The sequence below is a fragment of the Aestuariivirga sp. genome (genome assembly GCF_047602625.1).
Lineage (GTDB): Bacteria > Pseudomonadota > Alphaproteobacteria > Rhizobiales > Aestuariivirgaceae > Aestuariivirga.
This window is the reverse complement of sequence record NZ_JASGGV010000001.1, coordinates 523,352-546,554: the sequence shown is the minus strand read 5'-3', so window position 1 is coordinate 546,554 and position 23,203 is coordinate 523,352. Positions and strand designations below refer to the sequence as shown.

Annotated in this window: 20 protein-coding genes and 1 pseudogene; 11 read left to right on the top strand and 10 right to left on the bottom strand. The window is 62.4% G+C overall.

Features of this window, described 5'->3' with window-relative positions:
* Positions 1-11 precede the first annotated feature (11 nt).
* From QM694_RS02820 to aat, 7 genes and pseudogenes are all read left to right on the top strand, one after another.
* Positions 12-1,397: a M48 family metalloprotease gene (locus QM694_RS02820; protein WP_415005429.1), complete on the top strand. Its 1,386-nt coding sequence runs from the start codon at positions 12-14 to the stop codon at positions 1,395-1,397.
* A 57-nt stretch (positions 1,398-1,454) separates the two neighbouring features.
* Positions 1,455-1,805, top strand: a pseudogene (locus tag QM694_RS02815) (DsbA family protein); the annotation flags it as partial.
* Positions 1,806-1,860: 55 nt separating this feature from the next.
* A complete protein-coding gene (locus tag QM694_RS02810) occupies positions 1,861-2,208 on the top strand; it encodes a DsbA family protein (RefSeq protein ID WP_415005757.1) in 348 nt (115 codons plus the stop codon).
* A 78-nt stretch (positions 2,209-2,286) separates the two neighbouring features.
* Positions 2,287-2,736 (top strand): type II 3-dehydroquinate dehydratase, encoded by a 450-nt coding sequence (gene aroQ, locus QM694_RS02805; protein ID WP_415005428.1) that lies wholly within the window; start codon positions 2,287-2,289, stop codon positions 2,734-2,736.
* Positions 2,737-2,742: 6 nt separating this feature from the next.
* Complete coding sequence (accB, locus tag QM694_RS02800; protein WP_415005427.1) at positions 2,743-3,237, top strand: acetyl-CoA carboxylase biotin carboxyl carrier protein; 495 nt, start codon at positions 2,743-2,745, stop codon at positions 3,235-3,237.
* A gap of 3 nt (positions 3,238-3,240) precedes the next feature.
* A complete protein-coding gene (gene accC, locus QM694_RS02795; protein ID WP_415005426.1) occupies positions 3,241-4,584 on the top strand; it encodes an acetyl-CoA carboxylase biotin carboxylase subunit in 1,344 nt (447 codons plus the stop codon).
* On the top strand, positions 4,584-5,246 hold the full coding sequence (gene aat / locus QM694_RS02790; protein WP_415005425.1) for a leucyl/phenylalanyl-tRNA--protein transferase: 663 nt from the start codon (positions 4,584-4,586) through the stop codon (positions 5,244-5,246). The genes accC and aat overlap by 1 nt, the downstream gene beginning before the upstream one ends.
* On the opposite strand, the gene QM694_RS02785 is transcribed toward aat, so the two are convergent.
* The 5 genes from QM694_RS02785 to QM694_RS02765 form a co-directional block, all read right to left on the bottom strand.
* Positions 5,231-5,674, bottom strand: coding sequence for a DUF2155 domain-containing protein (locus QM694_RS02785; RefSeq protein ID WP_415005424.1), 444 nt, complete (start codon positions 5,672-5,674; stop codon positions 5,231-5,233). The genes aat and QM694_RS02785 overlap by 16 nt on opposite strands.
* Complete coding sequence (locus tag QM694_RS02780) at positions 5,671-6,429, bottom strand: class I SAM-dependent methyltransferase (RefSeq protein WP_415005423.1); 759 nt, start codon at positions 6,427-6,429, stop codon at positions 5,671-5,673. The genes QM694_RS02785 and QM694_RS02780 overlap by 4 nt, the downstream gene beginning before the upstream one ends.
* Positions 6,430-6,431: 2 nt before the next feature.
* Positions 6,432-6,926 (bottom strand): outer membrane lipid asymmetry maintenance protein MlaD, encoded by a 495-nt coding sequence (gene mlaD, locus QM694_RS02775; protein WP_415005422.1) that lies wholly within the window; start codon positions 6,924-6,926, stop codon positions 6,432-6,434.
* Positions 6,927-7,000: 74 nt separating this feature from the next.
* Entirely contained in the window at positions 7,001-7,390 is a 390-nt protein-coding gene (locus QM694_RS02770; RefSeq protein ID WP_415005421.1) for an NADH:ubiquinone oxidoreductase subunit NDUFA12, read from the bottom strand.
* An 87-nt stretch (positions 7,391-7,477) separates the two neighbouring features.
* The gene (locus QM694_RS02765; RefSeq protein WP_415005420.1) at positions 7,478-9,487 is read right to left on the bottom strand and encodes a VTT domain-containing protein; all 2,010 of its coding nucleotides are present in this window, start codon (positions 9,485-9,487) and stop codon (positions 7,478-7,480) included.
* 198 nt (positions 9,488-9,685) lie between these two features.
* Between QM694_RS02765 and QM694_RS02760 the strand changes: the two genes are divergently transcribed.
* The 4 genes from QM694_RS02760 to QM694_RS02745 all read left to right on the top strand — a co-directional run bounded on the left by QM694_RS02760 (position 9,686) and on the right by QM694_RS02745 (position 16,281).
* Positions 9,686-11,479 (top strand): DHA2 family efflux MFS transporter permease subunit, encoded by a 1,794-nt coding sequence (locus QM694_RS02760; RefSeq protein WP_415005419.1) that lies wholly within the window; start codon positions 9,686-9,688, stop codon positions 11,477-11,479.
* 235 nt (positions 11,480-11,714) lie between these two features.
* Positions 11,715-15,371: a vitamin B12-dependent ribonucleotide reductase gene (locus QM694_RS02755; RefSeq protein WP_415005418.1), complete on the top strand. Its 3,657-nt coding sequence runs from the start codon at positions 11,715-11,717 to the stop codon at positions 15,369-15,371.
* 122 nt (positions 15,372-15,493) lie between these two features.
* Positions 15,494-15,826: a hypothetical protein gene (locus QM694_RS02750; RefSeq protein ID WP_415005417.1), complete on the top strand. Its 333-nt coding sequence runs from the start codon at positions 15,494-15,496 to the stop codon at positions 15,824-15,826.
* A 125-nt stretch (positions 15,827-15,951) separates the two neighbouring features.
* Entirely contained in the window at positions 15,952-16,281 is a 330-nt protein-coding gene (locus QM694_RS02745) for a hypothetical protein (RefSeq protein WP_415005416.1), read from the top strand.
* A 106-nt stretch (positions 16,282-16,387) separates the two neighbouring features.
* On the opposite strand, the gene QM694_RS02740 is transcribed toward QM694_RS02745, so the two are convergent.
* The 5 genes from QM694_RS02740 to QM694_RS02720 all read right to left on the bottom strand — a co-directional run bounded on the left by QM694_RS02740 (position 16,388) and on the right by QM694_RS02720 (position 23,203).
* Positions 16,388-17,296 carry a carbon-nitrogen hydrolase family protein gene (locus QM694_RS02740; RefSeq protein ID WP_415005415.1) on the bottom strand — a complete coding sequence of 303 codons (909 nt, stop codon included), beginning with the start codon at positions 17,294-17,296 and terminating at the stop codon, positions 16,388-16,390.
* Positions 17,297-17,376: 80 nt separating this feature from the next.
* Positions 17,377-18,120, bottom strand: a complete 744-nt coding sequence (locus tag QM694_RS02735) for a hypothetical protein (protein ID WP_415005414.1) — start codon at positions 18,118-18,120, stop codon at positions 17,377-17,379.
* Positions 18,120-21,557 (bottom strand): DNA polymerase III subunit alpha, encoded by a 3,438-nt coding sequence (dnaE, locus tag QM694_RS02730; RefSeq protein WP_415005413.1) that lies wholly within the window; start codon positions 21,555-21,557, stop codon positions 18,120-18,122. The genes QM694_RS02735 and dnaE overlap by 1 nt, the downstream gene beginning before the upstream one ends.
* A gap of 60 nt (positions 21,558-21,617) precedes the next feature.
* Positions 21,618-22,094, bottom strand: coding sequence for a DNA starvation/stationary phase protection protein Dps (gene dps, locus QM694_RS02725; protein WP_415005412.1), 477 nt, complete (start codon positions 22,092-22,094; stop codon positions 21,618-21,620).
* 53 nt (positions 22,095-22,147) lie between these two features.
* A complete protein-coding gene (locus QM694_RS02720) occupies positions 22,148-23,203 on the bottom strand; it encodes a histone deacetylase family protein (protein WP_415005411.1) in 1,056 nt (351 codons plus the stop codon).

Sequence of the window (23,203 nt, the reverse complement as noted above, 5' to 3'; positions counted from 1 at the left end):
TTGAGGCGGTTATGCCCGCGCTGATCGACCGTCTTGCGCGCCCGATCGTGGCGATCATTTCAGCGTTTGCATTGCTTGCCAACGCCACGCTTCCGGCGCGCGCGCAGCAGGCGGGCGGCGACAGCCTGCCGATCATCAGGGATGCCGAGATCGAAGGGCTGCTCAGGCTTTACACCAAGCCCATCTTCAAGGCGGCGGGCATCAATCCCGGTTCGGCCCGCGTCTATATTATCCAGGACGATCACATCAACGCCTTCGTGGCGGGCGGGCAGCGCATTTTCATCAACACCGGCCTCCTGATGCAGGCCAATACGCCCAACCAGGTGATCGGCGTTCTCGCCCACGAAACCGGCCATATCGCTGGGGGCCATCTGGCGCGCATGGGCAACGAGGCCGATCAGGCGAGCGCCACCGCCATCATCGGCATGCTCCTGGGCGTGGCCGCCATGGCGGGCGGCGCCCTGTCTAAAAATCCCGACGCGGGCCGTGCCGGCACCGGCATCATGATCGGTTCGCAAAGCCTCGCGCAGCGCAGTTTCCTCACCTATGCGCGTTCGATGGAATCCTCTGCCGACCAGGCGGCGCTGAAATTCCTGAACGAGACGCACCAGTCGGCCAAGGGCATGCTGGAGCTGTTTACAAAACTGTCGCGGGAATTGATTGCGCAGATCCGGGATGTGGACCCTTACGTGCTTTCCCATCCCATGCCGCTTGAGCGAATCCGCAATCTCGAAACGGCGGCCAAGGCCTCGCCCTATTACAATGCCGTCGATCCTCCCGCCCTCGTTCTGCGGCACGAACTCATGCAGGCGAAACTTGTCGGCTTCATCGAACCGGCGAACGTGGTGTTCCAGCGCTATCCGTCCGCCAATGATTCACTGCCCGCCCGCTACGCGCGCGCCATTGCGATGTTCCGGCAGGGCGACACGAAGAATGCGGTGGCGGTGATCGACACGCTGATCCGTGACCTGCCGCAAAGCCCCTATTTCTGGGAACTGAAGGGCCAGGCCATTCTGGAAGGCGGCGATCCGGCGGGCGCGGTGGAGCCGCTTGAGCGCGCGGTGAAGATGCTGCCCAATGGCCTGCTGCAAATCCTGCTGGCGCAGGCGCTGATCGGCACCGGCGATCAGGCGGAATCGCAGGAGGCGCTGCGCATGCTGCGGCTGGCGCAGAAAACCGAAGGCCAGACGCCGGAAGTCTTCAAGTTCATGGCGATCGCCTACGGCAATATCGGCGATGTTGGCCGCGCCGAACTGGCGACGGCGCGCATGGCAAGCCTGCTGGGCGACAAGAAGCTCGCCATCGCCAAGGCCAAATCCGCCCAGAGCCGCCTCAAGACGGGCTCGCCCGAATGGGTGCAGGCCAACGACATTTTGAACGCACTGGACCGCAACTGAGATGGACGCGGGCCAGAAACTGCTGCACAACCCGGATCGAACACAAAGAGGTTTCCGATGACCAGACTTTTACGCGCCGCCCTGCTCTCCTCCACCCTGCTGCTGCCCGTGGCTGCCCATGCCGACAGCTTTTCGCCCGATCAGAAGGAAGAGATCGGCAAGATCGTGCGCGAATATCTGCTCCAGAATCCGGAAGTGCTGATCGAGGTGAGCAAGGAACTGGACAAGCGCCAGCAGGATGCCGACGACAAGAAGCGCGACGGCGTTGTGAGCTCCAACGCCAAGGAGATTTTCCACTCGAAGAACGACCTTGTGGCGGGCAATCCCAAGGGCGACGTGACCATGGTGGAATTCTTCGACTATAATTGCGGCTGGTGCAAAAAGGGCCTGCCGGAAGTGCTGAGCCTGGTCGATGAAGACAAGAACCTGCGGCTGGTGATGAAGGAATTCCCGATTTTCGGTGATGACTTCGGAATATGCCGCGCGCGCCGCGCTGGCCTCGGGCCGGCAGAACAAATACTGGCCCTTCCACCTCGCCATGCTGGGGCACCAGGGCAAGGTGACCAAGGCGGTCGTGGACCAGATTGCGGAAGCGCAGGGTCTCGACATGAAGAAGCTGCATGCCGACATGGAAGACCCCAAGATCGCCGCCGTCATCACCGAAAACCAGAAGCTGGCGCAGGCGCTGGCAATCAACGGCACGCCCGCCTTCATCATCGACCGCAAGGTGATCCCCGGCTATCTGCCGAAGGACGATCTGGCCGCCACCATCAAGGATGTGCGGGCGTCTGGCGGCTGCACCGCCTGTTGATGGCCGCCCGCGCCGCTTCCCTGCCCGTCAATCTCACCCTATAAGCGGGAAATTTCCCGCTGGAGCGCGCCTGAGTTGATGCCGACACTTCTGATCCTCAACGGTCCCAACCTCAACATGCTGGGCACGCGCGAACCCGGCATCTATGGCGCGGAAACGCTGAAGGACATCGAAGCGCGGTCGACGGCGCGCGCCAAAGCGCTGGGCCTCACCATCGATTTCCGCCAGTCCAACATGGAAGGCGAACTGGTGACGTGGATCCAGCAGGCGGCGGGCAAGGCTTCCGGCATCATTCTTAATGCGGGTGCCTACACCCACACCTCCGTTGCCATTCACGATGCGCTGCGGGCCTGCGGCCTGCCGGTGATCGAAGTGCATCTCTCCAACATCTACAAGCGCGAGGCCTTCCGCCATCAGAGCTTCGTGGCCCCCGTCGCCACCGGTTCGATCTGCGGCTTCGGCGGCCATGGCTATGAACTTGCCATCGAGGCGCTTGCCACCATCATCGCAGCAACAAACAAGGGTTAAGCAAAAATGCCCGCCAAGAAGAAAGCACCTGCCCGCCCGCCGGTTTCAACGCCCGCCGACAGTGATCTTGATCTCATCCGCGCACTGGCCGGGATTCTGAACGAGACGGGGCTTTCCGACATCGAGCTTGACCGCAAGGGAACGAGGCTTCGCGTCTCACGCGCCGTAACGGTGGCTGCGGCTGTTCACGCGCCAGCACCCGTGCATCATGCGCCGGCGCCTGTGGCCGCTGCCGCGGCCACGCCTGCGGCACCCGTGGGCGATCATCCCGGCACGGTGAAGTCGCCGATGGTGGGCACGGTCTACATGGCGTCTGCCCCCGGCAATCCGCCCTTCGTCGAAGTGGGCGCCGAGGTGAAGGCAGGCCAGACGCTGCTCATCATCGAAGCCATGAAGACGATGAACCAGATCGCCGCCCCCCGCGCCGGAAAGGTGACGCAGATTTTCGTCGAGAACGGCACGCCGGTTGAATATGGCGAGCCGCTCGTGGTCATCGAGTAGGCCATGTTCGATAAAATCCTTATTGCCAATCGCGGCGAGATCGCGCTCCGGGTGCTCCGCGCCTGCCGCGAACTCGGCATCCAGACGGTGGCTGTCCATTCCACCGCCGATGCCGAGGCCATGCATGTGCGCCTCGCGGATGAAAGCGTGTGCATCGGCCCGCCCCCGGCGCGCGACAGCTATCTCAACATTCCCGCCATCGTCTCGGCCTGCGAGATCACCGGGGCGGAAGCCGTTCATCCTGGTTATGGTTTCCTGTCCGAGAATGCGCGCTTTGCCGAAATCCTCACCGAGCATGGGCTGAAGTTCATCGGCCCCTCGGCCGAGCATATCCGCATCATGGGCGACAAGATCACCGCCAAGCTGACCGCCAAGGCGCTGGGGATTCCGGTAGTACCGGGCTCTGACGGCGGCGTGTCGGAACTGGGCGAAGCGCGGCGCATCGCCAGGGACATCGGCTATCCCGTCATCATCAAGGCCACGGCGGGCGGCGGCGGGCGTGGCATGAAGGTGGCGCGCAATGAGGCCGAGCTCGAAGTGGCAATTGCCACGGCGCAGACCGAAGCCAAGGCCGCCTTCGGCAATGGCGACGTCTATCTGGAAAAATATCTGGAGAAGCCGCGCCACATCGAAATCCAGGTGCTGGGCGACGGCAAGGGCAACGCCGTTCATCTGGGCGAGCGTGACTGCTCGCTGCAACGCCGTCACCAGAAGGTGTGGGAGGAAGCGCTCTCACCTGCGCTCAACGCCGAGCAGCGCGACATCATCGGCAACCGCGTGGCTGCCGCCATGCGCGAGCTTGCCTATGAAGGCGTGGGCACCATCGAATTCCTCTACGAGAATGGCGAGTTCTATTTCATCGAGATGAACACCCGCCTGCAGGTGGAGCATCCGGTGACGGAAGCGATCACCGGGCTCGACCTGGTGCAGGAGCAAATCCGCGTCGCCTCGGGTGCGGAACTTCCCTATGCGCAGAGCGACATCACGCTCTCGGGCCACGCCATCGAGTGCCGCATCAATGCGGAAAATCCGACGACCTTCGCGCCCTCGCCCGGCCGCGTGGACGGCGTGCATTTCCCGGGCGGCCTCGGCACGCGCGTCGATTCGGCGCTTTATGCCGGCTACCGCATCCCGCCCTATTACGACAGCCTGATCGGCAAGCTGATCGTATCAGGCAAGACGCGCACCGAATGCATGATGCGGCTGAAGCGGGCGCTCGGGGAATTCGTGGTGAGCGGTGTTGAGACGACGATCCCGCTATTCCAGCAATTGCTGGCCGAGCCAGACATCATCGACGGCCATTACGATATTCACTGGCTGGAGCACTTCCTCGCCCGGAATGCCTGATGAGCAGCACCATCACGCCGCAAATTCTTCTCCGCGCTTATGCCGCCGGGATTTTTCCCATGGCGGAAAACGCTGAGGACAATGCGCTCTATTGGGTTGAGCCGGAAGAGCGCGGCATCATTCCGCTCGACGGGCTGATCGTCTCGCGCTCGCTGCGCAAGGCGGTGCGCCACAAGCTGTTCAGTGTACGGATCGATACCGCCTTCCCGGCGGTGATCGCCGAATGCGCCGCCAAGGTGGCGGACCGCAAGACGACGTGGATCAACAGCCGCATCAAGAGCCTTTACACGCAGCTTCACCGAATCGGCGCCTGCCACAGCATCGAATGCTGGCAGGACGAAAAGCTGGTGGGCGGCCTTTACGGCGTGCGCATTGGTGCGGTGTTCTTCGGCGAAAGCATGTTCTCGCGCGTCACCGATGCCAGCAAGGTGGCGCTGGTGCATCTGGTCGCGCGGTTGAATGCCGGCGGTTTCAGACTGCTCGATGCGCAATTCGTGAACCCGCATTTGCAGACTTTGGGGGCGCGCGCCGTGCCCAAGGCTGACTATCACACGCTGCTGGAACCGGCGCTCGAGGCGGAAGCGGATTTCTTCGCCTTCAAGGGCGACGATGATCCCGAGCAGGTGCTTGGGCTGGCGATGCGCCGTCAGTCGTCGGGTTGATCGTCGGGCTGGTCCGTGCCGGTGCCCGTGTCGGGCGTCGTCTCAACGACGGGCGGCGGTGCGTTGGGATCGCGGCAGCCTGTCAGCCACACATCGTAAATCGGATGCTGCACGGCATTGAGGCCGGGGCTTTCGGCGAACATCCAGCCGCTGAAAATGCGCTTGCGGCTGCTATCGGTTTCAAGCTCGTCCACTTCCACGAAAGAGGTGGTCTTGGGTTGCTCGGTGACGGGCCGCGTGTAGCACACATCCGGCTTGACGATAAGGCCGCCGAATTTCTTCTGGTCGCCCACCGCGATCTCGAAGGTGGTGGTGACGCCGGTGATCTTGTCGAGGCCGTTGAACACCGCGATGGGATTGGCCACGCGGTCGGCATGGGCAGCACCCGTCAAGGCCAGCAGGGCGGCAAGGCTTACGCGCAGCCTCATGGCTTCACGGCTTCCACGCGCAGGCGCACATAATCCGCCGTCCAGTTGCCGTCATTGTCGCAGAGCGAGGGCCTCAGCAGTTCAACCGTGTCCTCCAGCGCAGCGCCTGCCTTCTTGCCAAACTGCGAGAAGAACGGCTCGCGGAACACCCTGAGCCATTCTGACATGCCGGTGGGCAGGATTGTGGGCCTTGGAAACAGCCCGATGCGCTTCACCTCGAAGCCTTTGGCTTCCAGCATGCGCTGATAGATGGCGGGTGTCGGGAAAAACCACGGATGCGATTGCGTATCGCCGATACGCCGCATGCGGGCCACCGCCTTCATGGCGGTGACGATGGCCGCCACATTGCCATGGCCGCCGAATTCCGCCACGAAGCGCCCACCCGGAACCAGAGCGCGCCAGACGCCATCGACGACCGCTTCCGCATCCGTCATCCAGTGCAGCGCCGCATTGGAGAACACCGCCTCGAAGGAAGATGTGAAGGTCAGCGCCTGCCCGTCGATGTTCCAGACATTTAGGCCCCGTGCCCGCGCGGCGCGCAGGAAATCTTCCGAGGTGTCAACGCCCGTGACCACGGCCCCGGTGGCGACCAGCTTTTCGGTCAGCACGCCATCGCCGCAACCGAGATCGAGAATACGCTCGCCTTTTTTGGGTTGCAGCCATTCCATGACGCCGCCCGCGAGGTCGGAGACGAAACGCGCGTGTGCATCGTAAGAATCAGATGACCACGTCTGCTGTCTGGCCTGATTGGGCATTGTCAGTTCTGCTGGCTGCCGCTGTCGCCGCTGCCACCCTTGTTGTCCTTGCTGCCCGACTTATCGAACATCGCCTGGCTGATGAGGCTCCACATATCGACTGCGCCTTGGGTGTATTGAATGACGCCATTGTCGGCGAGCTTGGTTTCAGACCCGCCCTGCTCCAGCGAAATATATTTGGCGCCGAGGAGGCCTTCAGCCGTTACCTTGGCGGTGACATCGTCGGTCAGGGAAATCGCTTTGTCGACCTGCATAGTGATGCGGGCCTGGAAGTTCGCCGGATCGAGCCGCTGGTCGGTCACCGTGCCGATCTTGACGCCGGCCATGCGCACATCGGTGCCCACGGCAATGCCTTCGGCATTATCGAACTCGGCCACGTAATGCATGCCGCCGCCCGCCTGGCTCTTGCCCGAGAACTGATAGGCATAAAGGAAAAAGCCCGCCGCGACCGCGATGACCAGCGCGCCGATGAGCGTTTCAACCGTTGCATTCTTCATGCACAACTCCGATGCCGCAGCGCTGCGGCCATGGCCGGAGTCCTAGGCGCGAACCCCAGCCGAAATGTGGCGATCTATTCCGGCTTCCACGCCTGATAGTCAGGCGTGTTTACGGCCTTGCCGGTGGCGAGAATTGAGGCCGGCGGGCGGTAGGCATTGGCCGTCCCCGTCTCGTTGGGGAGGTGCGGCTTCTGCCACTCGCGCGGCGTGTAGGGCCCCGGCGGCGAATCAGTGCGGTGATGCATCCAGCCATGCCAGCCCGGCGGGATCATCGAGGCTTCGGAATAGCCATTGTAAATCACCCAGCGGCGCTCGGGGATCGACGCGGGAAGCGCTGAAGGTGCGCGGTAATAGACATTGCCGAACTCGTCTGATCCCACCCGCTCGCCCTTGCGCCAGGTGTAGAATCGGGTGTTCAGCGTCTGACCATTCCACCAGGTGAACATCTGCTTCAGGAACTGCATGTGATCGTCCGTAAAGGCCTCGAAATGAGCGGCTGAATATGGCGGAACGGGCGTTTCCTGTCGAGTGCGCAAATGCGCGCCTCACCCTCAGAATTCGCCGATCATCAGGGCCTGTTTCAGCTTGTTCACCTCGTTTTCCGTCAGCAAATGAACGTAATTCGAGTCCTCGATGACGTTCAGGAAGGCGCGGCGCTCGGCCACCCGCGCCACCGCGAGTCGCGGGATGGCATAGAGGTTCATGCCGTGGCGCAGAAGCTCGCGCGTGAGGCTGACCATGTAGAGCGGCTCCACCCGGTCGCGCATGGCGATGGTGTAACCTGTCTTGTAGACGCGCAGCACCTCGCGTTCTTCGGGGCCAATGGGATGAACCAGCGTCAGCTTTGCTTTCAGGCCCTCATGCAGCGTGGGGCGCGGCGTGAGGTCGGCCAGCGTGGCATTGGGATTGAGATAGGGAATGGCAGCCTTCCACGTCCATTTCGGCGTTTCCGTCCAGCCATGCGGTGCCAGCGCCAGTCTCAAGGCATCAAGGCTTCCGGCATATTGCACGATAAAGGTCTCGCCCACCTTGCCCACCAGATCGATGCGGCGGGCGGGCAGCGCCTTCCAGCCCTGCTGTTCCCACTCGATGATACGCGACCGCTGCACCTTCAGCGCCGGCACGTAGAAATCTTCCTGGCGATCATAGTTCAAGCGGATGTTCAGCGCGCCCACCACGGCGAAGGTGATGAGGCTCACCGCCAGAAGGCCCAGTGGCCGGATGCGGCGGGGCGGGATGGTTTCGATCACCACCGCGAAGGCGGCAGTCATCACCGTGCCGAACAGCAGCCCCGCCACCACATCCGAAAGCCAATGAGCGCCCAGATAGACGCGCGAAAAGGCGATCACCACCGCCAGCGCGCCCGCCGTGGCATAGGCAAGCGAGCGGCTCCACCGCCCCATGGAATGGCTGACCAGCACCGCCAGCACGCCCAGCACCAAGGCGGCCAACACGGCATGGCTCGACGGGAAGCTGAAACTTTCCGAGCTTCCGAGGAAAAGCCCTTCAGGCCTTGGCCTCGCCACCAGATGCTTGATGATGGGCACCGACAGCATGCCAACCAGAATGGTAACCAGCACGGCGGCGGCGGCGCGATATGATTTCCGCCACAGCAGCCAGAAAATCATGGCCAGCGCCACGGGGATCATCACCACCGCATCGCCCAGCATGGTGACCATGATCATCAGCTCGTCAGCTGGCGCGTTCCGCATCTCGTGCATGAGATTGAAGACCGACACATCGGCGTTGGAGACGGCCGTGGCGCGCACCTGGCCGAGCAGCACCTCGATGAGCGCGATCATGCAGGCGACGAAAATGGCGACGAACAGGACGATCGACACGGAGCGCGGATTGCTGGGCGAGATGGCCCGCCCGAAGCGTCGCATGACGTGGCTGTTATGGCTTCTCGCCCAGACGGAAATCCGCGCCAGCGCATGCGCCATGTAGGGCGAGAGCAGCGTTGCCGCCATGCGGATGAGATAGCCGGCCACGGCGGCAATCAGCAGCAGGATGAGCAGCACCACGACGAGCCGCCCGCTCAGTTCCTCCGCGAAGGCGAGGCCCTGCCCGATCAGGATGCCCGGCAACACATGGGCGGCCGCCCAGATGGTGCCCGACACCACATTGACGCTCAGGAAAAACAGTTCGCTCATGCCGAACATGCCGACGATGCCCGGCACCACGGCCTTCACGCCCGGAACAAAACGCCCGAGCGCGATGCTCTTGCCGCCATGCGAGCGCACATATTCCTCGCCCTTGGCGACGAGTTGCGGGTAGCGGTTGAGCGGCCACATGGTCTTGAGCCGTTCGCCAAACAGGCGGCCCGCCCAGAATGAAACCTGATCGCCCGCGATGGCACCGATGGTGGTGGCGATCAGCACCGGCCAGAACGGCAGGTGGCCGGTTCCCACCAGAATGCCCGCTCCCACGAGAACCGCGGTTGACGGCACGAACAGGCCGATGATCAGCAACGCCTCGCCGAACGCGATCAGGAAAATGATGGCGATGGCCCAATCCGGGTGTGCTGAGAAATAATCGAGATACGGCTTGATATATTCCATCAGCGCGACTGTGGTCCGGTTGCTGTGCGCGGGGCCGTCATGCCTATCCCATGTGCCTCTGCGGGAACGTTAACGCCCCTCCGCATAGCATGCCGCCCGCGCAGGGTTGAACAAAATCATGGGCATAAATGGGATAAGAAACATGTCGATGCCATGGCAGGCTTGGAGATGACGACCGCGGCCTCCATAGTCGTATAAATGATTCCCGCCGAAGCCCTGCCGAACGCATCGCCCTTCCGCCTGTGGTTCGGGTTTGCCGCCATGTGCCTCGGCATGTTCATGGCCATTCTCGACATTCAGATCGTCGTCACCTCGCTGCCGGTGATCGAGGAGGCGCTTGAAATCGGCGCCGACCGGATGAGCTGGGTGCAGACGGCCTATCTGATCGCCGAAGTGATCGCCATTCCGCTGACCGGCCTGCTGACGCGGATCTTCAGCCTGCGCTGGCTGTTCATGGGAGCGATTGCGGCGTTCACGCTGGCCTCAGCCGGGTGTGCCGCCAGCCAGGGCTTTGCCAGCCTCATCACCTTCCGCGTGTTTCAGGGCATGGCGGGCGGCGTGCTGATCCCGCTCGTCTTCTCCGCCATCTTCCTGCTGTTCCAGCGGGGTTTCCAGCAGACGGCGGCAACGACACTGGGCGGCGTGCTGGCCGTGCTGGCCCCTGCCCTGGGGCCGATCACCGGCGGGTTTATCACCGAGCATTTTTCCTGGCACTGGCTGTTTCTCATCAATGTGCTGCCGGGCGCCATCGCGCTGATCATCGCGTTCTATTGCCTCACGCCGCAGCGGCCCGCCCTGGCGCTGCTGCGGCAGCTTGACTGGATTTCGCTGGTGCTCATTGCCGTCTCGCTGGCGGCGATCGAGATCGGCCTGAAAGAAGCGCCCAACCGGGGATGGATTTCCGTCACCGTGCTGGGGCTTTTCGCCATCACCGTGGTGGCGGGCTTTCTGGCTGTCAGGCGCGCGCGCCCCGTGGTCGACTTTTCGCTGCTCAAGGACCGCAACCTGGCGTTCGGCTGCGGCGTGAGCTTCTTCCTCGGCATGGGCCTGTTCGGCTCGGTCTATCTCATGCCGGTGTTCCTCGCCTTCGTGCGCAAGCACGGGCCGATCGAGATCGGCATGATCATTCTGGTGACAGGCATCGCGCAGTTGATCACCGCTCCCTTCGCGGTGCAGATCGACCGCAAGTTCCCGGCCCGCATCTTGTCGATCATCGGTTTCACGGGATTTGCCATCGGGCTGGCGATGAGCGCGCGCCAGACCGTGAACACCGATTATGACCAGATGTTCTGGCCGCAGGTGGTGCGGGGCTCCTTCATCGCCCTGTGCATCCTGCCGCCCACCCGCTTCGCGCTGGGGCTTTTGCCGCTGGACCGGGTGGCCGACGCCAGCGGCCTTTATAACCTCTGCCGCAATTTGGGCGGGGCCATCGGCATTGCCCTGATCGACACGGTGCTGTTCACGCGCGGGCCGGATATCGCCAGCGACCTGACCGATCTCTTGAAAACCGACCCCGCCAAGGCGGCAGCCCTGTTGGGCCTGAGCCCCGATGACATCCCCGCACCCGACGATGCCACGGGCTTCATGTCCATCATGGATTCGATACAGGATGCCAGCGTCACCCTCGCCATCAATGAGGCTTGGGCGATGCTGGCCGGGGTCACGCTGCTGGCGGTGCTGCTGCTTCTGGTGATGGGGCCGATTTCGTGTGCCCGAAAGCCCGCCAGACCCGCAACCACAGGGCGAGGACACGTAAAGGGACAAGCCCTGTCTGTCGCCGTTAATATCTCGTTAACCAAAAATATAATGGCGCTGTGCCGCCTCCGGCACTTGACCGCCTTTGGGGCTCTCGAGCCCTGCGCTGGGGATAGCGGGGGTAACTGCCAGAAAGGCTTGAGGTTCAGGCGAGAATCGGATGGATTACAGTTTATCCACAGAGGCCAACCTTCTGTGGACACAAGATGTTGTGGTAAGGATTTGTTAGCACACTAGGCATTGACGCCCTGAACGGTTCGTAATAGTTTCGTCATCAAGGCTGAGGGGCAAGGAAAGAGGGGCTGGACGGCCCGGATTTCCGGAAATTCCAGATCAGAAAAAGCCGAATTTCCCTTGTGCTCCGGCACGATGGACAGGTGGCGTTGAGAGTACAGTCGCGGGTGAAGCAGGCCCCGCGATTGGTTTTTGTGCGCCCTGCAGCGGCAAAACTTTGGATTGAGGCAAGAAGACCATGAAGATCGAACGGCGGTTCACCAAGCAGGGACAGGATGCTTATGCGGAGATCGAATTCCGCAAGGCGACGAGCGAAATCAAGAATCCCGACGGGTCCGTGGTGTTCCGCCTCGAAGGCATCGAAGTTCCGGCCTCATGGAGCCAGGTGGCCACCGATATTCTGGCGCAGAAATATTTCCGCAAGGCGGGCGTTCCGGCGGCGCTGAAGCGCGTCGAGGAAACCTCCATGCCGTCGTGGCCGTGGCGCTCGGTTGCCGATGATGAGGCGCTGGCCGCGCTCCCCGAAAAGGCACGCGTGACGGGCGAGAAATCATCGAAGCAGGTGTTCGACCGGCTGGCCGGCACTTGGACCTATTGGGGCTGGAAGGGCGGCTATTTCGACGGCGAGGAAGACGCCCGCGCCTTCCATGACGAGCTGGCCTATATGCTGGCCACGCAGAAATGTGCGCCCAATTCGCCGCAGTGGTTCAATACCGGCCTGCACTGGGCCTATGGCATCGATGGCCCCGGCCAGGGCCACTATTACGTGGATTTCGAGACGGGCAAGCTCACCAAGTCGAAGTCCGCCTATGAGCATCCGCAGCCCCATGCCTGCTTCATCCAGTCTGTCGCCGATGACCTCGTGAATGAGGGCGGCATCATGGACCTGTGGGTGCGGGAAGCCCGCCTGTTCAAATATGGCTCGGGCACCGGCTCCAACTTCTCGGCCCTTCGCGGCGAGAACGAGAAGCTCTCGGGCGGCGGCAAGTCTTCCGGCCTGATGAGCTTCCTCAAGATCGGTGACCGCGCGGCGGGCGCCATCAAGTCGGGCGGCACCACGCGCCGCGCCGCCAAGATGGTGGTGGTCGATGTCGATCATCCCGATGTCGAGGAATATGTGGAATGGAAGGTGCGCGAGGAGCAGAAGGTCGCCGCGCTCGTCACCGGTTCCAAGATCGTCAAGAAGCACCTGACCACCATCATGAAGGCCTGCGTGAACTGCGAAGGCCCGGGCGGCGATTGCTTCGAGATCGAGAAGAACCCGGCCTTGAAGCGCGCCGTGAAGGACGCACGCCGCGCCATGGTGTCCGACAATTACATCAAGCGCGTCATCCAGTTCGCCAGGCAGGGCTATACCGAGATCGCCTTCGACACCTATGACACCGACTGGGATGGCGAGGCCTATCGCACCGTCTCCGGCCAGAACTCCAACAACTCGGTGCGCGTGACCGACGACTTCCTGCGCACGGTTGAAACCAACGGCGAGTGGAACCTCATTTCACGCCTTTCCGGCAAGCCGGTGAAGACGCTGAAGGCGCGCGAGCTGTGGGACAAGATCGGCCACGCCGCCTGGGCCTCTGCCGATCCCGGCATCCAGTTCCACACCACCATCAACGACTGGCACACCTGCCTGGGGTCGGGCGAAATCCGCGCCTCCAACCCATGCTCTGAATATATGTTCCTCGACGATACGGCGTGCAATCTCGCCTCGCTGAACCTGTTGCAGTTCCGCAATGCCGGGACGGGCAAGTTCGATATCGCCGCTTACGAACATGCGGTGCGGCTATGGACGGTGGTGCTGGAAATCTCGGTGATGATGGCGCAGTTTCCGTCGAAGGAAATCGCCCGCCTCTCCTATGAATACCGCACGCTGGGCTTAGGGTTTGCCAACATCGGCGGCCTGCTGATGACGGCCGGCATTCCCTATGACAGCCATGAAGGCCGCGCCATCTGCGGCGCGCTCTCGGCCATCATGACCGGCATTTCCTATGCGACCTCGGCTGAAATGGCGAAGGAGCTTGGCCCCTTCCCCGGCTTTGCGAAAAATCGCGAGCACATGCTGCGGGTGATGCGCAATCACCGCCGCGCCGCCTTTGGCGCAGCGGTCGGCTATGAGGCCGTGCGCACTGCCCCCGTGCCGCTGGACGAGACCGAACTGAAGGACCACGACCTGATCGTCCACGCCCGCAAGGCGTGGGATCTCGCCGTGTCGCTCGGCGAAGCGCATGGCTATCGCAATGCGCAGGCCACCGTGGTGGCCCCCACCGGCACCATCGGCCTTGTCATGGATTGCGACACCACCGGCATCGAGCCCGATTTCGCGCTGGTGAAGTTCAAGAAACTGGCGGGCGGCGGCTATTTCAAGATCATCAACCAGGCGGTGCCGGAAGCGCTGCGCACGCTGGGCTACAGCCAGCCGCAGATCGAGGCGATCATCGGTTATGCGGTGGGCCATGGCTCGCTGGCCGATTCACCAGCGTTGAACCATGCGCAGCTCCGTGCCAAGGGCTTCGGCGACCAGCAGATCGAGAAGATCGAGGCAGGCCTCGCCTCGGCCTTCGACATCAAGTTCGTGTTCAACAAATGGACGCTGGGCGAGGAATTCTGCAAGGCCACGCTGGGCCTCACCGATGCGCAGCTCAATGATTTCGGCTTCGACCTGCTGGCCCATCTGGGCTTCTCGAAGGCCGACATCGACAAGGCGAACATCCATGTCTGTGGCGCGATGACGCTGGAAGGCGCACCCGGCCTCAAGGACGAGCATCTGCCGGTGTTCGACTGCGCCAACCCCTGCGGCCGCATCGGCAAGCGCTTCCTGTCGGTGGAAAGCCACATCCGCATGATGGCGGCGTCCCAGCCCTTCATTTCGGGCGCCATCTCCAAGACCATCAACATGCCGAACGACGCCTCGGTTGAGGATTGCAACGCCGCCTACATGCTGTCGTGGAAACTCGGCATCAAGGCCAACGCGCTCTACCGCGACGGCTCCAAGCTGTCGCAGCCGCTCTCCTCGCAGCTGATCGCCGATGAGGCGGATGACGCCGAGGATGCGGTCGAGGCGCTGCTCGCCAAGCCGCAGGTGCAGAAGATCGAAACCTTCGTCGAGAAGATCGTCGAGGTGGCGCGCGGCCGCGACAAGCTGCCGGGCCGCCGCAAAGGCTATACGCAGAAAGCGGTGGTGGGCGGCCACAAGGTCTATCTCCGCACCGGCGAATATGACGACGGCAAGCTGGGCGAAATCTTCATCGACATGCACAAGGAGGGTGCCGCCCTCCGCGCCATGATGAACAACTTCGCCATCGCCGTGTCGGTGGGCCTGCAATATGGCGTGCCGCTGGAGGAATATGTGGACGCCTTCACCTTCACCAAGTTCGAGCCGGCGGGCATGGTGCAGGGCAATGACTCGATCAAGAACGCCACGTCGATCCTCGACTATGTGTTCCGCGAACTGGCCGTCTCCTACCTTGGCCGCCACGACCTCGCGCATGTCGAGCCTGCGGAGATCGGCTTCGACGCGCTGGGCAAGGGCGTTGGCGCCGAGCAGGAGCCGCCGCGCCTTCCCGCCGCGCGCATCCTCTCCTCGGGCTTCGTGCGGAGCCAGAGCCTTTCCACGACAAATGTCGTGGTGCTGCCGCAGGGCGGCACCTCGCCCGCCCACGCGCTGCAAATGCGCGCCGCGGAATCGGTGGGGGCGCTTGCGGTGGCGGTGAGCCCCGCGCCCGCCCCGGCATTGCAGGTGGATGTGGCCGCCGTCCTCACCGTGGACCGCCGCGCCGAAGCCCGCATGAAAGGCTATGAGGGCGAAAGCTGCTCGGAATGCGGCAACTTCACCATGGTGCGGAACGGCACCTGTTTAAAGTGTGATACCTGCGGCTCGACGAGCGGGTGTTCGTAAGCCCTGAATAAATCCCGGCGCGCGGAAGCGGGCGAAGGCATCACCTTCGCCCGTTTTGTTTTGTAAAACTTGCCTGTGAGCCGCATCGCCGCTAGCCTCGCACATGGGACAGAGGACGGCACATGGCAATCAAATCAATTCTGGCAGCGGCGCTCATCGCGGCAGTGACAAGCACATCGGTGCAAGCGGCATCGAAATGCACGATGAAAGACTATCGTGAAGCGTCGCAACTCATATCGCAGATCAACGCGGCGGATTACCGGTTTCGCAATGCCAAGATCAAGAATTTCTGTTCCGCCGGCCGCCAATACATGAGTGTGATCAAACGCGCTGATTATTGGATTCAAGCTCACAAATATTGCGGCAATCTATCCGCGCGGGACCGGGCGGAACTGCGCACCCTTCACAGGGATGTGCAGAGCGCCGCACGCGACCTCAATCGCGTGTGCCGATAGAGCCGATACATCGGCGGATGTATTGCACGCCCCGCCTTGAGCTTGCATAATGTCAGAAGCCCAAGGACCTCCGCGCAGGCGGAGCGGTTTCCCCAGCCATCACGCACATCACAGGGGAAACATCCATGTTCTTCATTCGCGCTCTTTCTGCATCCGCTTTGTTTTTCACGCTGGCAGGCCCGGCGTTTTCAGCCGCCTGCACACAGGCCAGCCTTGACGATCTCAACAGCCGCTTCGGGCAATACAGGGTGGCGGCGGTGCGCTTCGACAAGGCGAAGAAAGATAATCCCTGTGCCGCCGCCAAGGCGCTCCTGTTTTCCGCCGAGCGCGTGGATGCCTGGCTGCAGAACAATCCGCAATGCCTCAAGAATACGCCGGACTCGCGCGCCAGCGTTCAGAACAGCCACCAGACCGTTCAGGGCGCTACGAAAATCGTCGCCAAGGCCTGCAAGTAACCTCACCCCTACCTGTCATTCCGGCGCAGGCCGGAAACCAGACTTGCGCGCGAACGGCCGGTTGAACGATGGGCCCCGGCTTCCGCCGGGGTGACAGGAATTTTTTTTATTTTGCCACGAAGCTGCGGCGGACCGGCAACGTGCTGACGTTTTTGGGAGCGGGCTCATCCACGCGGCGGGGCGTGGCCACCGGCCCCAGGCCGTCGAGATAGCTGGTGTCGAAGCCCTTCTGATAGACGGGGAATTCCGCCGGGCGGTCGCGGAAGCTCTTGGCCATCTGCCCCAGCCCCCTGATGCCGCGCTCACGCGAACGGCGCACCTGCTCGAGGTCGATCTCGATGGGGATGATCTGCTCCGTCGCATCGGCCTGGTGGAGCTTGCGGCCATTGGGATCGAACACGGCGGATTGCCCGTTGCCGCCCGCGCCCAGCCCGTTGATGTCGAAGACATAGGCCTGCATGGTGGCAGATGTGGCGTGGGAGACGGCGAGATCAATGTCGCGGTCGATGGTGTGGGTCATCACCGGATGGAGGATCACCTCCGCGCCCATGGCCGAGAGGGTGCGGGCGGTTTCCGGGAACCAGATGTCATAGCAGTTGAGGATGCCGAAGCGGCCCACGCCCTCAATGTCCCACACGAAGAACTCGTTGCCAGGCTGCACGCCCTGCTCCAGCGGCGTGAAGGGGAACATCTTGCGATAGCGCCCCACGACCTCGCCTTGCGGATTGATGATCGAGGTGGTGTTGTAGAGCGCCCCCTCGCGGCGCTCATACATCGAGCCGTTGACGAGCCAGATGCCGTGATGGCGGGCGATGGTGAGGAATTCTTCCTCCGCCGGCCCCGGCAGCGGCTGCGCATGATGCAGCACCGGGCCATGCACGGCCAGTTCGGAGAACATGACCATCTGCACCCACGGATAGAGATGCATGGTGAGGTCGATACGCTGCCGCATGGCATCGATGTTCGAGCCGTGGCCCAGATACATCTGGATGCCCGCAATCGCAAATGGCGTCATGTCAACCTTTCTTTCCGCTGAGGCAACAATCTTGCCCCTGATTCAGGTCAGAGTAACCCGGATAACGCCGATATGGCAAATCAGGTCCGCATGGCTGACCTTTTTCCGACCCCTTCCTCTCCCGGCGCCACGGCCTCGTAGATCACGGACAGGATCGTCAGCGCCGAGAATTGGCAAAACAACTGAACAGCCAGGACCACCGCGCCTATGGCAATGCTCACAAGATATTGCAGCCTTGCATGTGGTTCATAAAGATCAAGCACCCCCAATAGGGCGTAGGGCACCAACGCACCGCTGAGAAAAACCATGATCGCGAGCTTCGCATTGCGTTGATAATCCGCCTGCACCTGCCGGTAACTTTTGATTGACCGTCCGACTCCCGCGTGAGGGAAAAGAAGCAGCCAGTTCCGTGCGAGGAGAAACACGATCAGATTGGCGACCAGAGCGTATTGCCACGATGTTCCGAATATTCCGACGATGATATAATACAGTAACAGCAACGCGGCGTAGCGCCAGACACCTCTCACCGGCGCTATCCGGGCGCGAGGCGGCAATTCCTTCAGAACAAGGAAACGGTGCCAAAGCACAGCACCGTTGGCCAAAGCAAAATACACCCAGATCAGCACGACTAACAAACCAATGCGCAGAGCGGCACTCCAGTTGGGCTGCTTTATCGCCGCCGCGTCCAATCCGAAACCGTATTTGATCACGAGAACAAATGCCGCAAACAGAATAATCGGAATTACGATTGGCCACAGGCAGCGGAACAGAATGCGCCAGTTGGCGGCGGTGAGGCGGAAGCCCTGCCAAACCGTCTGAAGCATTACAAATCCTGCACATCCACCACGCCGTGGATGGCCTTGATGGCGCCCTTGATCTGGGGGGTGACGGTGAATTTGTTGCCGAGCGCCAGTTCCACCTCGCGGTTCTTGTCCATCATGAACACCAGCCGCACCGGCGAGCGGCCGCCGTTGGTGAGGCGCTGGGCGATCGAGTCGAGGGGCTTCGCATCGCGCACGAAGATGGTGATGCCGCTCACCATGGTGGCGGTGGCCTTGTCCAGAATCTCGACACCCTGAAGTCTGAGCTTCACCTCCTCGCCCTCGACATCGGCTTCGACGCGGGCCAGCACGGCCTTGCCCGGCTCCAGCAGATCGCGCGATGCGGCCAGCGTGTCGGAAAAGCAGATCGCCTCGAACTGCCCGGTGGGATCGGAGAAGCCCACGAAGGCAAACTTGTTGCCGGACTTGGAGCGCCGCTCCTGCTTGTGGGTGATGGTGCCGGCGAGCTTGGCGGCGGTGGCGCCTTTGCTCAGCGCCTTCTCGCGGAAGGCGGCATAGGTGTCGACGCCCAGCTTGGCGAGCGGCTTCATGTAGTCATCAAGCGGATGGCCGGAGAGATAGAAGCCCACCGCTTCCAGCTCCTGTGCCAGCCGGTCCATCGGCAGCCAGTTGTCGCGGCGCGGCAGCACGAGATCATCGCCCGCCCCTTGCGTGCCGCCGAAGAGATCATTCTGGCCGGCGGCGGCTTCCGATGAGGTGCGGTTGGCGAGCGCGAGAATGGATTCAACGGCGTCCAGCAGCTGCGCGCGGTTGGCGTTGAGCGTGTCGAACGCACCCGCCTTGACGAGGCTTTCCAGCGCCCGCTTGTTCAGCATGCGCGCATCGACACGGCGCGCGAACTGGCCGATGGAGGTGAAGGGCCCGCCCTCCTCCCGCACATCGACCAAATGCTGGATGGCGCCCGCGCCGACATTCCTCAGCGCCGCGAGGGAATAGACGACAGCGCCATTCTTCACCGCGAAATCAACGCCGCTCTCATTGATCGACGGCGGGATGATCCTGACGCCCAGCCGCTGCGCCTCCTGCCGGAAGACCATCAGCTTGTCGGTGTTGCCCATATCGAGCGTCATCGAGGCGGCGATGAATTCCACCGGATAGTTCGCCTTGAGAAAGGCCGTCTGGTAGGAAATATAGGCGTAAGGCGCCGAGTGGGATTTGTTGAAGCCGTATTCGGCGAACTTCGCGCAGGCATCGAAGGTGGCGATGGCGATGTCGCGGGCGATGCTGTTCTTCACCGCGCCCTCGATGAAGCGCTCGCGCTGTGCATCCATCTCGGCCTTGATCTTTTTGCCCATGGCGCGGCGCAGGAGATCGGCTTCTGCCAGCGTGTATCCAGCCATGTCCTTGGCCGCCTGCTGCACCTGCTCCTGATAGGTGATGATGCCGAAGGTTTCCTTGAGGATCGGCTCAAGGATGGGATGCAGATATTCCACCCTTTCTTTGCCGAGCTTGCGGTTGCAGTAGGAGGGAATATTGGCCATGGGGCCTGGGCGGTAAAGCGCCACCAGCGCGATCAGATCCTCGAAGCGGTCGGCGTGCATCTGGCGCACGGCATCGCGCATGCCAGCACTTTCGAGCTGGAACACGCCCACCGTGTCGCCCTGCGCCAGCATGTCGTAGGTGGGCTTGTCGTCAAGCGGGATGGCGCTGGCGTCGAAAGCAGGCTCGCGCAGTCGGATGAGCTTCTGCGCCTTGTCGATCACCGTCAGTGTCTTGAGGCCGAGGAAGTCGAACTTCACCAGCCCGGCCTTCTCGACATATTTCATGTTGAACTGGGTGGCGGGAATATCGGAGCGCGGGTCGCGGTAAAGCGGCACCAGCTCTTCCAGCGGCCGGTCGCCGATGACGATGCCCGCCGCATGGGTGGAGGCGTTGCGGTAAAGCCCTTCGAGCTTCAGGGCGATCTCGAACAGGGTGCGCACCGTGGGATCGCGTTCGCGCTCCTCCGCAAGGCGCGGCTCGTCCTGCAAAGCCTGCTGCAGGGAAACCGGATGGGCCGGGTTGTTGGGGATCATCTTCGAGAGCCGGTCCACTTGCGTGTATGGCATCTGAAGCACGCGGCCCACGTCACGCGTCACCATGCGGGCCTGCAGCTTGCCGAAGGTGATGATCTGCGCCACACGGTCCTTGCCATAGCGCTGCTGCACGTAGGTAATTACCTCGTCGCGGCGATCCTGGCAGAAATCCACGTCGAAGTCGGGCATCGACACGCGGTCAGGATTGAGGAAGCGCTCGAACAGCAGCTTGAAACGCAGCGGATCGAGATCGGTAATAGTGAGAGAATAGGCGACCAGCGACCCCGCGCCCGAGCCGCGCCCCGGCCCAACGGGAATACCCTGCGCCTTGGCCCATTTGATGAAATCGGCGACGATCAGAAAATAGCCGGGATATTTCATCTTCACGATGACGCCGAGCTCGAACTCCAGCCGCTCGTCATAATCCTGGCGCGTATAACCGGGTGCGAGGCCTGTGACAGCCAGCCGCTTCTCCAGACCCGCGCGCGCTTCGGTGCGGAGTTGCTCCGCCTCATCGCCATCGCCAAAACGCGGCAGAATGGGCTTTCGGGAGTTCACACGGAACGCGCAGCGCCTGGCAATCTCGATGGTGTTCTCGATTGCCTCGGGAATATCGGCGAACAGCGCTGCCATCGCAGCTTGCGGCTTGAAGAAATGTTCGGGCGTCAGCCGCCGCCGGTCATCGGTGGAGATCACCTCGCCCTCGGCGATGCAGATCAGCGCATCATGGGCGGCGAAATCCTCAGCCCTCGGAAAATAGCATTCATTGGTGGCGACCAGCGGCACATCTAGGCCATAGGCAAGGTCGATCAGCCCCTGCTCGGCCAGGCGTTCGGCCTCAAGCCCGTGGCGCTGCAACTCGATATAGAGGCGGTCTCCGTAAATGGCTTTGAGCATTTCGACATGGGCGCGGGCGAGCGGCGTCTGGCCGCTCACCAATGCATCGTTCACGGGCCCCGCCGCGCCGCCAGTGAGGCAGATCAGCCCGGCGCCATGGGCTTGCAGCAGCGCCAGCGGCACATGCGCCTCCGCGCCATTGCCCGTGTCGAGATAGGCGTGGCTGGAGAGCTTCATCAGATTGGCATAGCCCTCCTCATCCTTGGCGAGGAAGGCGAGCGACGGAAGCCGCCTGAGGCCCGTCTGTGGCCGGTTGAGAGGGTCGGCGGAGGGCGGCTGCAAGTCCACCTTCAGGGTGCAGCCGATGATCGGCTGGATGCCCTTCTCGGACGCGGCTTCGGAAAACTCCAGCGCGCCGAACAGGTTGCCGGTGTCGGTGATCGCCACCGCCGGCATTTTCGCATCTTTCGCCAGGGCGGCGAGTTGCTTGATGGGCAGCGCCCCTTCCGACAGGGAATAGGCGGAATGGTTACGCAGGTGGATGAAGGTGAGGGACTCGGCGGCCATGCGCTCAGTCTAGCGCAAGCCCCGGATCAGCACACCTTCATCGCTTCGCTTGTGCAAAACCTATTCGAGGTGAGAGCGCAGGAACCATATGTCCTTGTCGATGGCGCGCGACACCTGGGTGAGGATGTCCGCCGTATCGGCATCGCCAGCCTTGTCGGCTTCCTCAATGTCCTTCCGGCAGGCATTGCCAAAGGAGAACATGCGCTCGCACAGCGCCGTCACATGATCGTCCTGGGCCGTGATGTCGAGCGGATAGGCGGGAAGGCTGGTGGCCTTGGCGACGGCCTGGGACGTGCCCTTGGCGGTGCCGCCGATCTGCACGATGCGCTCGGCCATGGTGTCGGCATTTTCGTCCACGCGGCCCGCCACGTCATCCAGCAGAAGATGCAGCGCGATGAAGGTCTTGCCCTTGATGTTCCAGTGCGCCTGCTTCACCGCCAGCTTGAGATCAAGCGCATCCGCAAGGCGGTGATTCAGCAGCGCAATCATGGACTTGCGCACATTGCTGTCGATATCGGGAATGAAGGTGTGGGCCATCAGCGTCTCCTCGGGCGGGGTTGAAACGGGTGATGGCCTAACGCGTGAAAGGATTATGTGTTCCCTTTTACACGTTCGGAAATTGCATGGGCTCCTTCAAACGACGTGAGGAACATGGCGAGATTATTCGGCAGATGCTCGGTAAGATAGCCACCTTCCTGCACGATCACGGTCGGGAGCGACAGCCCGGCGATGGCGGCGGCGATTTTCGCAAAGCCGCCTTGCGTCACTGCCCCGCCCTTCAAGGGATCGGCCTCATGGGCATCGAGGCCCAGCGCCAGAACCAGCACAGTGGGACTGAAGGCGTGGATGGCTTCCAGCGCCCGGTCCAGCGCCGCCAGCCACGCATCATCGCCAGAACCTTGCGGCAGCGGCAGGTTCAGATTGTAGCCATGGCCCTCGCCTTCGCCCTGCTCCGCCTCGGCACCCCAATAGAAAGGATAATAGGTAGCGGGATCGGCATGGATCGAAACCGTCATCACGTCGGAGCGGCGATAGAAGATCGCCTGCGTGCCGTTGCCGTGGTGAACATCCACATCGAGGATCGCCACGCGTTCATGGGCAGAGCGCAGGTGCTGGGCGGCCAGCGCGCTGTTGTTGAGATAACAGAAGCCCGCCGCGCGGTTGCCATAGGCATGGTGCCCCGGCGGGCGGCACAGCGCATAGGCATGCGGCGCGCCTTTCAGCACCATATCCGCCGCCGTGACCGCCGTCATGGCCGAGGCTTCGGCGGAGCCCCATGTCTTCGCGGTAATGGCGCAGGAGAAATCCATGAGAAAGCGCCCCGCCTGCGCCAACACATAATCATTCTGGATCAGCGGCGGAAAGGTGGGCCTGAGGCTGGGCATCAGTTCGGGGCCAGCGCCCTTCACCTCCTGCCAGCGGCCAAAGGCCGAGCGCAGGAAGTCCACATAGCCTTTGACGTGAATGGTGCGGTAAATCGAATCATCGAAGCGTTTTGCCGCGCAAATCTCAGCACCCGCCTGCCGGGCACCTTCGAGAAGCGCCCGAGCCCGGGCAGGCGATTCCGGATAGGGCACGATGGTGCCGCCGGATAAAAACCGTTCGGGCGCATGGCCAAGCTGCAAAGCGGAAAACACAGCTTTCAT